At 41.5% G+C, this 12,648-nt stretch carries 14 protein-coding genes and 3 pseudogenes; 11 read left to right on the top strand and 6 right to left on the bottom strand.

The features are described from left to right. Positions 1–921: 921 nt before the first annotated feature. Complete coding sequence (locus NI466_RS06395) at positions 922–1,212, bottom strand: hypothetical protein (protein ID WP_004280169.1); 291 nt, start codon at positions 1,210–1,212, stop codon at positions 922–924. A gap of 81 nt (positions 1,213–1,293) precedes the next feature. Then, a pseudogene (locus NI466_RS06390) lies at positions 1,294–1,535 on the bottom strand (S24 family peptidase); the annotation flags it as partial. A gap of 167 nt (positions 1,536–1,702) precedes the next feature. Between NI466_RS06390 and arsC the strand changes: the two are divergent. The 6 genes and pseudogenes from arsC (at position 1,703) to NI466_RS06360 (ending at position 6,085) form a co-directional block, all read left to right on the top strand. After that, a pseudogene (gene arsC, locus NI466_RS06385) lies at positions 1,703–2,118 on the top strand (arsenate reductase (glutaredoxin)). Positions 2,119–2,326: 208 nt separating this feature from the next. Further along, entirely contained in the window at positions 2,327–2,647 is a 321-nt protein-coding gene (locus NI466_RS06380) for a metalloregulator ArsR/SmtB family transcription factor (protein ID WP_004646559.1), read from the top strand. A gap of 6 nt (positions 2,648–2,653) precedes the next feature. Continuing rightward, positions 2,654–3,127, top strand: coding sequence for an arsenate reductase ArsC (locus tag NI466_RS06375; RefSeq protein ID WP_004646560.1), 474 nt, complete (start codon positions 2,654–2,656; stop codon positions 3,125–3,127). A 5-nt stretch (positions 3,128–3,132) separates the two neighbouring features. Further along, a complete protein-coding gene (arsB, locus tag NI466_RS06370) occupies positions 3,133–4,173 on the top strand; it encodes an ACR3 family arsenite efflux transporter (RefSeq protein ID WP_071850369.1) in 1,041 nt (346 codons plus the stop codon). Positions 4,174–4,177: 4 nt separating this feature from the next. Next, positions 4,178–4,882 carry an arsenical resistance protein ArsH gene (gene arsH / locus NI466_RS06365; protein ID WP_004280163.1) on the top strand — a complete coding sequence of 235 codons (705 nt, stop codon included), beginning with the start codon at positions 4,178–4,180 and terminating at the stop codon, positions 4,880–4,882. A gap of 141 nt (positions 4,883–5,023) precedes the next feature. Continuing rightward, positions 5,024–6,085, top strand: coding sequence for an ArsO family NAD(P)H-dependent flavin-containing monooxygenase (locus tag NI466_RS06360; RefSeq protein WP_253173114.1), 1,062 nt, complete (start codon positions 5,024–5,026; stop codon positions 6,083–6,085). 114 nt (positions 6,086–6,199) lie between these two features. On the opposite strand, the gene NI466_RS06355 is transcribed toward NI466_RS06360, so the two are convergent. The 3 genes and pseudogenes from NI466_RS06355 to NI466_RS06345 form a co-directional block, all read right to left on the bottom strand. After that, positions 6,200–7,183 carry a potassium channel family protein gene (locus NI466_RS06355; protein WP_044112915.1) on the bottom strand — a complete coding sequence of 328 codons (984 nt, stop codon included), beginning with the start codon at positions 7,181–7,183 and terminating at the stop codon, positions 6,200–6,202. A 174-nt stretch (positions 7,184–7,357) separates the two neighbouring features. Further along, a pseudogene (locus NI466_RS06350) lies at positions 7,358–7,502 on the bottom strand (IS5/IS1182 family transposase); the annotation flags it as partial. A 342-nt stretch (positions 7,503–7,844) separates the two neighbouring features. After that, on the bottom strand, positions 7,845–8,153 hold the full coding sequence (locus NI466_RS06345) for an ArsR/SmtB family transcription factor (RefSeq protein WP_253173113.1): 309 nt from the start codon (positions 8,151–8,153) through the stop codon (positions 7,845–7,847). Between the two features lie 120 nt (positions 8,154–8,273). Between NI466_RS06345 and NI466_RS06340 the strand changes: the two genes are divergently transcribed. The 4 genes from NI466_RS06340 (at position 8,274) to NI466_RS06325 (ending at position 11,233) form a co-directional block, all read left to right on the top strand. Then, the gene (locus NI466_RS06340) at positions 8,274–8,690 is read left to right on the top strand and encodes a YeeE/YedE family protein (protein WP_253173112.1); all 417 of its coding nucleotides are present in this window, start codon (positions 8,274–8,276) and stop codon (positions 8,688–8,690) included. Position 8,691: 1 nt separating this feature from the next. Continuing rightward, positions 8,692–9,108, top strand: coding sequence for a DUF6691 family protein (locus NI466_RS06335; protein WP_253173110.1), 417 nt, complete (start codon positions 8,692–8,694; stop codon positions 9,106–9,108). 2 nt (positions 9,109–9,110) lie between these two features. Beyond that, positions 9,111–9,986, top strand: coding sequence for an MBL fold metallo-hydrolase (locus NI466_RS06330; protein WP_253173108.1), 876 nt, complete (start codon positions 9,111–9,113; stop codon positions 9,984–9,986). A gap of 209 nt (positions 9,987–10,195) precedes the next feature. Next, positions 10,196–11,233 carry a metallophosphoesterase gene (locus NI466_RS06325; protein WP_253173106.1) on the top strand — a complete coding sequence of 346 codons (1,038 nt, stop codon included), beginning with the start codon at positions 10,196–10,198 and terminating at the stop codon, positions 11,231–11,233. Positions 11,234–11,299: 66 nt separating this feature from the next. Here the strand turns inward: NI466_RS06325 and NI466_RS06320 are convergent, their stop codons facing one another. Then, the gene (locus tag NI466_RS06320) at positions 11,300–11,722 is read right to left on the bottom strand and encodes an OsmC family protein (protein WP_004280142.1); all 423 of its coding nucleotides are present in this window, start codon (positions 11,720–11,722) and stop codon (positions 11,300–11,302) included. A gap of 147 nt (positions 11,723–11,869) precedes the next feature. Here NI466_RS06320 and crp point away from each other — a divergent pair, with 147 nt between their 5' ends. Then, entirely contained in the window at positions 11,870–12,577 is a 708-nt protein-coding gene (gene crp, locus NI466_RS06315) for a cAMP-activated global transcriptional regulator CRP (RefSeq protein ID WP_004280141.1), read from the top strand. Positions 12,578–12,648: the final 71 nt, after the last annotated feature.

The following is a 12,648-nucleotide window of genomic DNA, read 5'->3' as shown; positions in this document are numbered from 1 at the left end:
GTTTGAATTCAGAATCTGAAAAACGATTTAATTTCTGATATCTCATGAAATTTATATTGAGGTGGTTTTTACTTTCGCAAGAGGTCTAATATATATGCGAAATACCCAATATATGAGTAATTCTTATAAACGGGAGCCTAAAATAGGTATTATATAGAAATGTGTGAAATTTATACTAAAAATAATACTTAAAGAAATTTATTTTTATAATGAAATTTAAAATTAGCCTGCGGTTAGAAATACCAAGATGTAATTTTCTTATTACTTATGAAAAAATGCAATCACTGCCATTATAGCTGCGATATTCATAAGTATTAGAAATATATAAAAAGTCATAATGAATCGAAGCTACCAAAAAATTTTCAAAATTATAGTTCTAAAGAAGCATTTTAAATGTATCTTAATTATTAACAACGAAAGGAAATTGTAAAGTCGAAAGGAAAAGTGTCTAACCCTTTATATTATAATAATATTTATATTAATTTAGTGATTTATCCAAATCATTCAACAGTTTATCTTCATTGTACGCATTGGGGGGGACAATCTTATAAGAGCTGGTATATAGTTTCCTTTAAATTTTTTGGGATAAGCTTCACATATAAGAAAAAATATAAAGTTTATTGTTATTTAACTTTGAATTATATAGAGAATCTTATAAAAGAGAACTCGTACATATCGGATTGTTTAATATGAACTTAGAAAAATAAGAGATTAAAATCATGTCATCGTTTCTAATAATTATAGGATTTATATGATGTTTTACAGGGATAATTTTTAGACCACATATTTCCCATAAAAAGGTCAAGAATTATATGGCTGCAAAAGCTGCTGGCTTCTTATGTATGTTACCAGGAGTATTTCTATTTTGGCTTAGATCTTATTTAACATAAATCCCCACGCTAGGGGGACTCGATTCTAGTCTTAAAAAACTTCGTAATTACATACTTCTATTCTTGAAATAAAATCGAGAGGCATTGTCAGTCTCTCAGCTGTAATAGTTTCAAAATGAACCCAGATAGCAGCATCTCTATTCTCAAAACTAATACTTACAAGTTTAACTAAGTCGTAAGGTTCAACATTATGGGTCAAGATAATATTATAGAGGTGATCTGAGCGTACGTACGAAATAAGCATTTGATGGATAGTTAATTGCTCTTTACTGCTTAACTCACTGTAATTACTTAGTTCTGGTAAATCATTTTGAATATTCACTTCAATCCTTAACAATCTTAAATTTTCTGTAGAAAACGGCGATTTTATCAATTTAGACAACGCTGAATATATTGGCTTTTGTTAATTCTTTCTAAATCTTGTTCTCGCTCGATAAACATAGCGTATATAGTTAACTACCTGACCTACAAATATACATTGGTTGTTTAACTCAATAATATTTGGCTTGAACTCTGGACTTAGAGCCTGAAGATATCTTTTTCCATTTGTCTCAATAACTAATTTTTGAAAGTAGCATCATCACCGTAACGAACCATAATAATGTCATCAGATTGCATGTCTCCGTAATAAGCATCCGGATCAACTGGACTGCTCCCAGTATCCTAGACATAAGACAGCCTCATTTTGAAACTGTTTCCAATGGTTTTAGAGTCCTCATCTCAGATTTTATTCATAAAGCACATATATTTTATATTGCGAATATGCGTATATTCATATATAAAACTATGATTCATTGATAAGAGGGAAGCTCATGAATCAAATGCCAAAAGTCCAAATTTATCATAACCCGGCCTGTGGCACCTCACGCAATACGCTGGCGTTAATTCGCAATGCGGGAATTGAGCCGGAAGTGATCGAATATCTGCTTACGCCACCCTCGAAAGATCAGCTGGTCAACATGATTCGGGATGCCGGTTTGACGGTTCGTGAAGTGCTCCGTAAAAATGTCGATCCCTACACCGAGCTGAATCTGGATGATGCCGGCTGGAGCGATGAGAAACTGCTGGATGCCATGCTGCAACATCCGATCCTGATCAATCGCCCGTTGGTGGTTACCGAGTTTGGAACCCGATTATGCCGTCCATCGGAAGTGGTACTGGATATTCTGCCTTTGCCAAAGAAGACGGTGAAATCATCGTGGATGAACAGGGCAATCGGGTAAAATAAAGTGTCCCCCCATGCGAAAAAGCTTCAACTTGATTGGAGCTTTTTTATCTGAAAAACACATTGACGATGATCTATATCGGAAAAAGCGGGAAATTGTTCAAGCGAGCGCTTTCTGGTAGGCATATTCTGATCTGGATATCATTTTTGACAGGTCATCTTTACCATATATATGGATATGTGTATATTTGCATAAAAAATGGGAGCAATTATGGACCACGTTCAGTTTTTTAAATGTTTATCTGATGAAACACGTCTCAGTATTGTCCTGCTAATTGCACAAAACAAAGAGCAATGCGTCTGTGATCTGACCGATAAACTGCAGTTAAGCCAGCCGAAAATTTCACGTCATCTGGCCTTGTTACGTTCTTGTGGTTTACTCAACGATCGCCGGCAAAGCCAGTGGGTGTACTACAGCATTAATCAGCAATTGCCGGCCTGGTGTTTTGAAATTCTGGACGTGCTAAAAGCTAGTGAGGTTCCGGTTTTATTTGATTCTTCCGCTCTATCGATTCAGAGCCATTGCGAGTAAGTTTTCATGAAATTTTTGTTTTTATGTACGGGGAACAGTTGCCGCAGCATTCTCTCTGAAGTGTTGTTCAATAGCCGTGCGCCAGAAGGCTGGGTCGCTTACAGTGCCGGCAGCAAACCTTCCGGTCAGGTGCATCCCTTGACGCTTGAAACCCTGCACAATCTGGGCTTGTCGACTGAAGGCTTATCCAGCAAAAGCATTGATGCCTGTGAACAGTATCAGCTAGACGTGGTGATTACCGTCTGTGATGCGGCAGCACAGGAAGCGTGTCCTCTTTATCTTGGCGGAGCGATCAAGGCGCACTGGGGCCTGTCTGATCCGTCCCATTTAGAGGTGGATAAAGAAGAAAAAATGAAAGCCTTTATGAGCACTGTTGAACATATCAATCGTCGCCTGGATGCTTTGTTTAAACTTAACGTAAATGAGCTTTCTCGCTCGCAATTGATTGCAGCGATTAATCAAATTTCGAATGTTGAGTAAGTCACATGTCTGAAAAACGCATGTCCTTTTTAGATCGCAACCTGACGCTCTGGATTTTTATTGCCATGGCGTTAGGCATCGCCATAGGAAACTTTTTTCCTCAAGCATCGGTTGCTCTGGATCAATTCAGTATTAATTCAGTCAATATTCCAATCGCGATTGGTCTGATTCTGATGATGTATCCACCCCTGGCAAAAGTGGATTATGCGACCTTGCCGCAAGTGTTTAAGGATAAGAAAACCCTGACGCTATCTTTAATTCAAAACTGGTTGATTGCTCCGGTACTGATGTTTGCGTTGGCTGTGATTTCTTTGCATAGCTATCCAGAGTATATGACAGGCGTGATCCTGATTGGTTTAGCTCGATGTATCGCCATGGTACTGGTGTGGAATGGTCTGGCCTGTGGTGATAACCAATATGTTGCAGCATTGGTGGCGTTTAACAGTATTTTCCAGATTTTATTCTTCAGTACCTATGCCTGGTTATTCCTGACCTTCCTTCCGCCATATTTTGGTATTGAAGCTCAAGTGATCAATCTTAGCTTCTGGACCATTACCCATGCTGTTCTGGTTTATCTTGGAATTCCGTTCTTATTGGGTTTCTTAACGCGCTTAATTTTGGTGAAACAAAAAGGCGTAGAATGGTATCAAAACAAGTTCATTCCAAAAATCAGCCCGCTGAGTTTGATGGCTTTGCTGTTTACGATTTTGGCGATGTTTAGCTTAAAAGGGGGGGATGTCGTAAGTCTTCCACTGGAAGTTTTACGCATCGCGATTCCTTTAATCATTTACTTTGTGGCCATGTTCTTTATTAGCTTCTTTATGAGTAAATGGATGGGCAATGATTATCCAAAAACTGCTGCAATCTCATTTACTGCGGCTGGAAATAATTTTGAATTATCACTTGCAGTCGCTATTGCAACTTTTGGTATCGCTTCGCCGGTTGCTTTTACCACGATTATTGGGCCATTGGTTGAAGTACCTGTGTTAATTGCTTTAGTGAGTGTTTCACTGTGGCTAAGAAAGAAATATTTTAAAGAGGCTTGATCCGATGAACCTGCCTAACGTAGATCCAAATCTTATTGAACAACCCACCTTTGAAAAAGTCCAAGCCAAAGAACTAGCTCATCCTCCTCGGATTTTACTGCTCTATGGGTCTAATCGGGAACGTTCTTACAGTCGCCTTGCAGTTCTTGAAGCTGGTCGAATCCTTGAATATTTTGGGGCAGAAGTCAAAATCTTCCATCCCAAAGGGCTACCTTTACCGGAAGATGCTGATACTGAACATCCAAAAGTAAAAGAACTGCATGAGCTTCTGGCATGGGCTGAAGGTATGGTGTGGTGTTCACCGGAACGCCATGGTTCTATGAGTTCCATCTTTAAATCCCAGATTGACTGGATTCCTCTGGCAGGGGGTGCAATTCGTGCCACTCAGGGAAAAACCCTTGCCTTGATGCAAGTCAGTGGGGGATCACAGTCCTTTAATAGTCTGAACCAGATGCGTGTTTTGGGGCGTTGGATGCGGATGATCACGATTCCAAATCAGTCTTCAATTCCAAAAGCATTCCTGGAATTTGAAGAAGATGGACGAATGAAGCCATCAGCATTCTATGACCGGATTGTCGATGTGATGGAAGAACTGTATAAGTTTACTTTACTAACCCGTGGGCAAAGTGCTTATTTGACCAACCGTTATTCGGAACGCAAGGAATCGGCTGAAGAGCTTTCCAAACGGGTAAATCAGCGTAGTTTATAAATTCTAGGTGATCAGAGAGACTGAAAAGTATCTTGAGCAATGGAAGGCTAATTTAAACGCTTGAAAATTTTATGAAATACGCCCAGTCTGATAAGCAGGCTGGGTTTTTATTTGATGACAATAAAGAAGGGGGGAAATATTTTGGCTCAATTACAAGCTGAAGTTGATGTGATCATCATCGGTGGTGGACAGGCCGGTTTGTCCACGGCTTATTTCTTAAAGCGTAAGAACATTCCGTTTATCATCCTAGATGATCAGCCTCAGCCTGGAGGTGCCTGGCAGCATGCCTGGGAGTCCTTGCGCCTTTTCTCCCCGAATAGCTGGAGTTCGCTGTCAGGCTGGATGATGCCGGCGACCGAACAGACCTATCCGACCCGCAATGAGGTGATCGATTATTTGACCGCCTATGAGCAGCGCTATCACTTTCCTGTAGTTCGTCCGGTGCGTGTGGAACGCGTGGAAAGTAAGGGCCAGTATTTAGAGGTTTATGCCGGGGAACAATCCTGGAAAGCCAAAGCGGTGGTAAGCGCTACAGGGACATGGAGCCAACCATTTATTCCCGAGTATGCCGGCCGTGAGCATTTTCAGGGCGTACAACTGCATTCCGCAGATTATAAAAATGCTGAGTTATTTAAAACCAAGAAAGTCATGGTGGTGGGTGGCGGTAACTCTGGTGCACAAATCTTGGCAGAAGTATCTCAGGTGGCCGAAACGCTTTGGATCACCCAGACACCGCCGCAGTTTCTGGCAGATGATGTCGATGGCCGTGTCCTGTTCTTAAGGGCGACTGAGCGCCTGAAAGCCCAGCAGGAAGGTAGAAAGATTGAGCAGCCCATTGGGGGGTTGGGTGATATTGTCATGATTGATTCAGTTAAAGATGCACGTGAGCGAGGCATTTTGCAGAGCAGGCCTCCATTTTCAGCTTTTACAGAACATGGCGTGATTTGGGAAGATGGCAGCACAGCGCATGTGGATGTGGTGATCTGGTGTACAGGATTTAAGGCGGCGCTGAATCACCTCAGTAGTCTTGGGATTATCAAGCAGAACCGTACCATTGCGGTTCAGAATGGCCGCTCTGTTCAGGTACCAAATTTATGGCTGGTGGGCTATGGAGAATGGACCGGTGCTGCTTCGGCCACGCTGGTCGGGGTTTCCCGGACAGCTCGGGCAGTAGCGGAAGACATCGCTGCATTTTTGGCCTGAGAGGATTTGATCCTGATTCAGTCGAGTGGATTGAGTGAATAGTATCTGTCTGCAACGAGCGTCATACCCAATGGTCTGATGCTCGTGATGATACGCTTGCATTGACGTTCGAATTTAATCAGGTAACTTATGCCCACAATGTGGACAGAAGAAATATTTGTTTTTTTCCTGCTCGAGTTGTTCTTTCTTACGCTCATGAATAAGTTCTAACAGGATATCCTGCATTTGTTCTTTGCTCAGTCCGACTTCTTTACGTAAAATTTCAATTTTTTCTTGATCTTCAATTAAGTCAATTTCTGCATCATCGAGCAGTTCACGAAATCTTAATTCCAGTTTGTGCTTGCGCTGTCTCAGCTCATTGGCCAGACCATTTGCCAGAATACCCGCAGGAAGCGCTGCCAGACCCACCCCTAAAATAGTAATTAAAGCCCCTAGAAAGCGGCCTAAGGGGGTGATTGGTGTCACATCACCATAGCCGACCGTGGTCAGTGTCACCACTGCCCACCACATGGATGCAGGGATGGAGCTAAAGACTTCTGGTTGAGCCTTATTTTCAACCACATATACTCCAGCCGCCGCGATGATGATCATGATCAGCAGGATAAAAATAACCGCCTGAAATGAGCCCTTTTCGCGCTTGATCACCCGCAATAAAATCTGCAGGGAGACGAAATAACGGGTTAATTTGAGTAATCTGAATAATCGAAGGATTCGCAGGAAGCGTAAATCGAGATGCACAAAGAAGTTAATATAGGCCGGGAGAATCGCCAACAGGTCAATGATGGCACCGCCACTACGGATCCATAACCATCGGTTTTTCCATGCACCTTCAAAGGGGTCTTTTTCCGCAATGGCCCAAAATCTTAATAAATATTCCAGGGTAAAAATAAAGATCGAGAATAATTCAAAGGCATCAAACAGCAGCTGATAGGATTGATAGAGGTCATTGATTGATTCAAGTAAAACGGCAGCAGTATTCCCAATAATCAATATAATCAGAAATATATTGATGACGCGACTTAAGATGCTTTCGTGTTCTTCATTATGCAAATTGTCATAAATAAATCTACGAAGCTGATACCAGGCCTTGAATTCCATAACAGTGCATTACGGTGCGATAAGATGCTTTGAGTTTAGCGCAAGCCTGGGCATCGAAAGGAAATTTTTAAAAAATTAATCAGAACTGTGAGGACGTGATGATTCCGGATTTTTAGGGCTAAAGCGAGTGTGCACGATTCTAAAATCCCCAAAGCGTTCTGCTAAATCTCGCTACGGAATACCTGAATGATACCGATACAATACTACTTCAACAAATAGCCTGCTGTCTTTGGAAGTCTCCAACAGTACTTGCTCGTCCGGGCACCAGATCCTTAATCTGTTCCCACTGATCATCTGTTAATGCATAGCGTTTAGTCATGAAAAAATAATGAGGACAGATTAGATTTTCTTAAGCTAATTGATGACAGGTCCCAGTTGCATCAAGTGATCTTTACCTCTGGCGTTTTTGTTTTCATAGAGGGGTCTTATTATTTTTATACCTGTCCCTATGCTAAAAATTAAAAGTGCGTTGTGATCGCCTGATCAAAACATTGGGAATACATCGAGGGTTTTTGTTGAAGAAAAAGTTCTTTGTATAAACAAAGGATGTGATTTGAATTGGTTATATCTGTATGCGATATTGAAAATTAAGAATTTTTATTTCAAAAAATCTCTAGGGTTTTTGGTTGTATTGAATTTTTTAACTGCACTAAGAGCAGGGCTAGGCGCAATACAGCTCGTACAGCTTTTGCATCAGGCTCAAGACCTTGGGATCACTCAGACGATAGAAAATCTGTTTACCCTCACGTCGGGTGCTGACCATGTCGGCCTTACGTAGGACAGTCAGTTGTTGTGAAAGTGTAGGTTGATGAATGTCAGTGGATTCTTCAATTTCCTGAACATTCATTTCCCCGTCGACCAGGCCACATAAGATTTTCAGACGGTCAGGATTGGCCAAAACTTTTAGGCATTGGCTGACGAAATCGACTTGAGAAAAATCAATTTTGGCATTTTCAGCAATCATATCCATAAATGTCCTCACAACTTTTGATGTAGCCCGTGCAGTTTACATAATTTACCATAAAACTGCTTGATTAATATTTTTTATTATATAATATAAAAAAGTATATTGTATAGGGATTAATTCATCATGCATGACTTCCTCATCGCATTTATTGGCGGCTTAATGCTCGGGCTTTCCGTAGTTGGCTATCTTTACGTCAATGGCCGTATTGCAGGGATCAGTGGCTTGATTGGGCAAGTATTAAACTCAAAAACCATGTTTAAAACACCTGCAATCTGGTTTTTATCAGGCTTGATCCTCACACCGTTTATTTATGGTCTGTTTGTACAACCTGAAATCGAATTGAACGCCAGCCCACTGATGATGATTGTGGCAGGTCTGCTGGTGGGTTTTGGGACACGTCTGGGTTCGGGTTGTACCAGTGGTCATGGAATTTGTGGCATCAGTCGCCTGTCTAAGCGTTCTATTATCGCGACCATGACTTTTATGTTTGCAGGTTTTGTCGCTGTTTATATTATCCGTCATCTCACAGGAGCATTCTAAAATGAAAAATCTGTTTGCCTTTTTATTTGGTGCACTGTTCTCTGTGGGTCTGATGGTATCGGGCATGTCCAATCCGGAAAAAGTACTCGATTTCCTGGATCTGTTTGGCGACTGGGATGCCAGTCTGGCCTTTGTCATGATGGGGGCGATTGTGGTGGCCTTTATTCCCTTCCAGAAAGCATTACGTACGGCGCAACCGAAAACAGTATTTAATGAACCTATTGATTTACCTAAAGATAATCAAATAGATAAGAAGCTGATCACGGGTGCGGTTTTATTTGGTGCAGGTTGGGGGATTGCCGGCATCTGTCCGGCGCCAAGTTTCACCTTGATCGGTTTGGGCCACTATCAAGTGCTCTATTTTATTGTAGCAATGCTGGTGGGTGTATGGATTCACCGTAAATGGTCAGGAGCTTAACGATGTCAAATTTACCTATAGTAAAAGATTTTTTTCACGAAGATACCAATACCTTCAGTTATGTTATACGTGATCCTGCGACCAAAGCCTGCGCCATTATTGATAGCGTTCTGGATTACGATCCGGCATCAGCAAGTACATCCACTATTCATGCCGATAAGATTATTGCCTATATTAAAAAGCAGGGTTTAACGGTCGAGTGGATTCTCGAAACCCATGTCCATGCTGATCATTTAACTGCAGCACAATATCTCAAAGCTGAGTTAGGTGGCAAGATCGCCATGAGCCAGAAAATTGGTATTGTTCAGGAAACTTTTGGCGCGATTTATCATCTGGATATCAAACAATGGAAGGCTCAGCAGCTCTTTGATTATTTATTTGAAGATCATGAGTCGTTCCAAATCGGAACACTGAAAGCCTATAACATTCCAACACCGGGACATACGCCTGCTTGTCTGAGTTATGTGATTGGTGATGCGGTTTTTGTGGGTGATACCCTGTTTATGCCAGATTATGGTACAGCACGTTGTGACTTCCCGCGAGGCAGCGCAGAACAGCTTTATGATTCGGTACAAAGCCTGTTTCAGTTGCCAGAAGATACCCGGGTCTTTTTATGTCATGACTATCTGCCTGAAACACGTGAATCGTACGTGTGTGAATCTGATATCCAGACGCAGAAAACACAGAACATCCATATTCATCAGGGAATCAGCAAAACTGAATTTGCTCAGATGCGCAACCAGCGAGATTCAGGACTGAGTATGCCTAAGCTGATTCTACCGGCGATTCAGATCAATATGAAAGCAGGGCAGTTTCCTGAACCTGAAGCCAATGGGATGTCTTATTTAAAATTGCCATTGAATTATTTTAAGTCTTAAAACTTTCCTTATAAGCATGGGTCATCTTTGAGAGAGCACATGCTTTTTTGCCTGAATCAGACTGAAATTAATTTCATGTAGGTGTAGGGAATTACATTACTAAATATTAAATTATTTAAATGATGATTCATTCTGTATTCAGATCTACATAAATTTAAAGCATACTCATAAGGATATATTCTGTTTTAGACTTAATTCAGGATGCATAAATGAAGTACTCATTTATACAGCAGGCTTTCACTGGCCCCGTGGATATCGTAGGGGATATTCATGGTGAGATTGCCGCGCTGGAACAACTGATCCGGGTATTAGGCTATGACCGGAATGGTCATCATCCAGAGCAGCGAAAACTAATTTTTGTCGGTGATCTGTGTGACCGGGGGCAAGACAGTGTTGCGGTGATTAAACGCGTCAAACAGCTGGTAGATGAAGGCTATGCACAATGTGTGATGGGTAATCATGAATTGAACTTGTTGACCGATACTTTGCGGGAAGGCAATGGCTGGTTTTTTGGTTCACCGCATCAGGATGATCTGAAACCTTTTGATTCAATCCAAGCCTCAATCAAAGATCGACAATGGATTCTGGATTTTTTAAATAGCTTACCGTTGGCCTTGGAGTCGGAGCAGCTGCGTGTTGTGCATGCCTGTTGGCATCAAGGATCAATTGATCAATTACGCAATTCTGGTTTTACTTCGCTTGGCGAAGCCTATGCTGATTTCGTTCAACATACAGCGCTGGATCTGCAAGCCTTAGGTATTAATGAATTCATCCAGATAGAGCAGCAACGCTACCAACACCAGTTCAAAGACCCGGCTGCAACTTTACCTTTATTGCAACATCTCGCAGAAAAAGAGCTACGTGAGCAAATGCACAATCCGATTCGGGTCATTACTTCTGGTGCGGAAAAAATCGCCTTAGAACCGATTTATGCCGGTGGAAGGTGGCGGATGATCGACCGCGTGCCATGGTGGGACAGCTATACCGACCAAATTCCAGTCATTACTGGACATTATTGGCGGAACTTTAAATCTACTGAAGAAAAAACCGGTTTACTCAAATCGATCGATGCACTGCAATGGTATGGACAGCAACAAAACGTATTTTGTGTGGATTATTCAGTGGGTAAACGCTATCTCGATCGTCAACAGGGTGTCGCGTTCAGACATCGACTCGGCGCCTTAAGATTTCCAGAAAATATCTTGAGCTTTGAAGATGGCAATCAGTATTCAGTTCAGCGGTTCTGAGAAAAGGCAATTTTCTGATACAAAAAAAGCAGCTTTTCCAGCCGCTTTTTTTACAGAATCTAGATTTTATTCTGCTTCGATTATTTCATAATCATGGGTGATTTCAACACCGCCATCAGACAGCATTTTGCTGGCAGAGCAATATTTTTCAGCAGAAAGTTCTACGGCTTTTGCGACCTGTTTCTCTTTAATCGCTTTGCCGGTCACTACAAAATGCAAGTGAATTTTCGTGAATACTGCCGGAATTGTATCTGCACGTTCAGCCTTTAATTCGCAGCGTACATCGGTAATATCCTGACGAGCCTTCTTTAAAATGGTAACAATATCAAAAGACGCACAACCGCCCAGACCCGTTAAAAGCAGTTCCATAGGACGGGGACCACGGTTTTCACCACCGTATTCAGCTGAACCATCCATGATAAGGCTATGACCACTTTGAGTTTTTGCTTCAAAAGCAACATTCTCTAACCAATGAACGCTTGTTTGCATTGCAACTACCTAAAAAAAGCTATAAATTTGTCAAGTAACTGTACACTAACATAAATTGGGTTGATACGGAATTTCAATCCCACTGTGTGACAAGTTCACATTAGGTCTTGTGCGATCTATAAATTATCCATAATCGGAACTGTTAGCATGACTTCAAACTTTTCACAATTAAGCACTGATGCGCTTTCTCCGGGGCAATTACCAGAATCCGTGAAAGCACTGTTAAAACGTGCATATATTAATCGTTATCCAAAACGTACCACGATCATTGATGCAGGATCAGAATCTAAATCTTTATATTTAATTCTGAAGGGGTCTGTATCTATCATTCTTCGTGAAGATGATGATCGTGAAATTGTCGTGGCTTATTTAAATGCGGGTGACTTCTTTGGGGAAATGGGTCTATTCGAGGTTAATCCACAACGTACTGCGGAAGTTCGTACGCGTGATGTGTGTGAAATTGCCGAAATTACCTATGAAAACTTTCACGAAATCAGCAAGCAATATCCTGATCTGAGCTATGCGGTATTTGCTCAATTAGTACGTCGTTTGAAAAATACCACACGTAAAGTCACTGATCTGGCATTTATTGATGTTTCAGGCCGGATTGCACGTTGTCTGATCGACCTGTCTTCACAGCCAGAAGCGATGATTTTGCCGAATGGCCGTCAGATTCGTATTACCCGTCAGGAAATTGGTCGCATTGTTGGCTGTTCCCGCGAAATGGTCGGACGTGTACTAAAAACCCTGGAAGAGCAGGGCATGATCGAAACCGATGGTAAAGCCATCCTGATCTTTGATGCTTCATTAGAAGAAGCATCTGAAGCAGTGGCAGATGGTGCCATAGACGAATAATCCAGATATTAAAAAGCAAATCTTCGGATTTGCTTTTTTTATGCGTCATTACTCAATACATAAAAATTTAG

Source organism: Acinetobacter lwoffii (genome assembly GCF_024129595.1).
Classification (GTDB): Bacteria; Pseudomonadota; Gammaproteobacteria; order Pseudomonadales; family Moraxellaceae; genus Acinetobacter; species Acinetobacter lwoffii_O.
This window is presented reverse-complemented; position numbering and strand designations above follow the sequence as displayed.

Bases quoted from the DNA above. Each gene is read 5' to 3' on its own strand.
- NI466_RS06380 (WP_004646559.1), top strand. From the start codon at position 2,327: ATGGACCACGTTCAGTTTTTTAAATGTTTATCTGATGAAACACGTCTC.
- NI466_RS06375 (WP_004646560.1), top strand. From the start codon at position 2,654: ATGAAATTTTTGTTTTTATGTACGGGGAACAGTTGCCGCAGCATTCTC.
- arsB (WP_071850369.1), top strand. From the start codon at position 3,133: ATGTCTGAAAAACGCATGTCCTTTTTAGATCGCAACCTGACGCTCTGG.
- arsH (WP_004280163.1), top strand. From the start codon at position 4,178: ATGAACCTGCCTAACGTAGATCCAAATCTTATTGAACAACCCACCTTT.
- NI466_RS06355 (WP_044112915.1), bottom strand. From the start codon at position 7,183: ATGGAATTCAAGGCCTGGTATCAGCTTCGTAGATTTATTTATGACAAT.
- NI466_RS06345 (WP_253173113.1), bottom strand. From the start codon at position 8,153: ATGGATATGATTGCTGAAAATGCCAAAATTGATTTTTCTCAAGTCGAT.
- NI466_RS06340 (WP_253173112.1), top strand. From the start codon at position 8,274: ATGCATGACTTCCTCATCGCATTTATTGGCGGCTTAATGCTCGGGCTT.
- NI466_RS06335 (WP_253173110.1), top strand. From the start codon at position 8,692: ATGAAAAATCTGTTTGCCTTTTTATTTGGTGCACTGTTCTCTGTGGGT.
- NI466_RS06330 (WP_253173108.1), top strand. From the start codon at position 9,111: ATGTCAAATTTACCTATAGTAAAAGATTTTTTTCACGAAGATACCAAT.
- NI466_RS06325 (WP_253173106.1), top strand. From the start codon at position 10,196: ATGAAGTACTCATTTATACAGCAGGCTTTCACTGGCCCCGTGGATATC.
- NI466_RS06320 (WP_004280142.1), bottom strand. From the start codon at position 11,722: ATGCAAACAAGCGTTCATTGGTTAGAGAATGTTGCTTTTGAAGCAAAA.
- crp (WP_004280141.1), top strand. From the start codon at position 11,870: ATGACTTCAAACTTTTCACAATTAAGCACTGATGCGCTTTCTCCGGGG.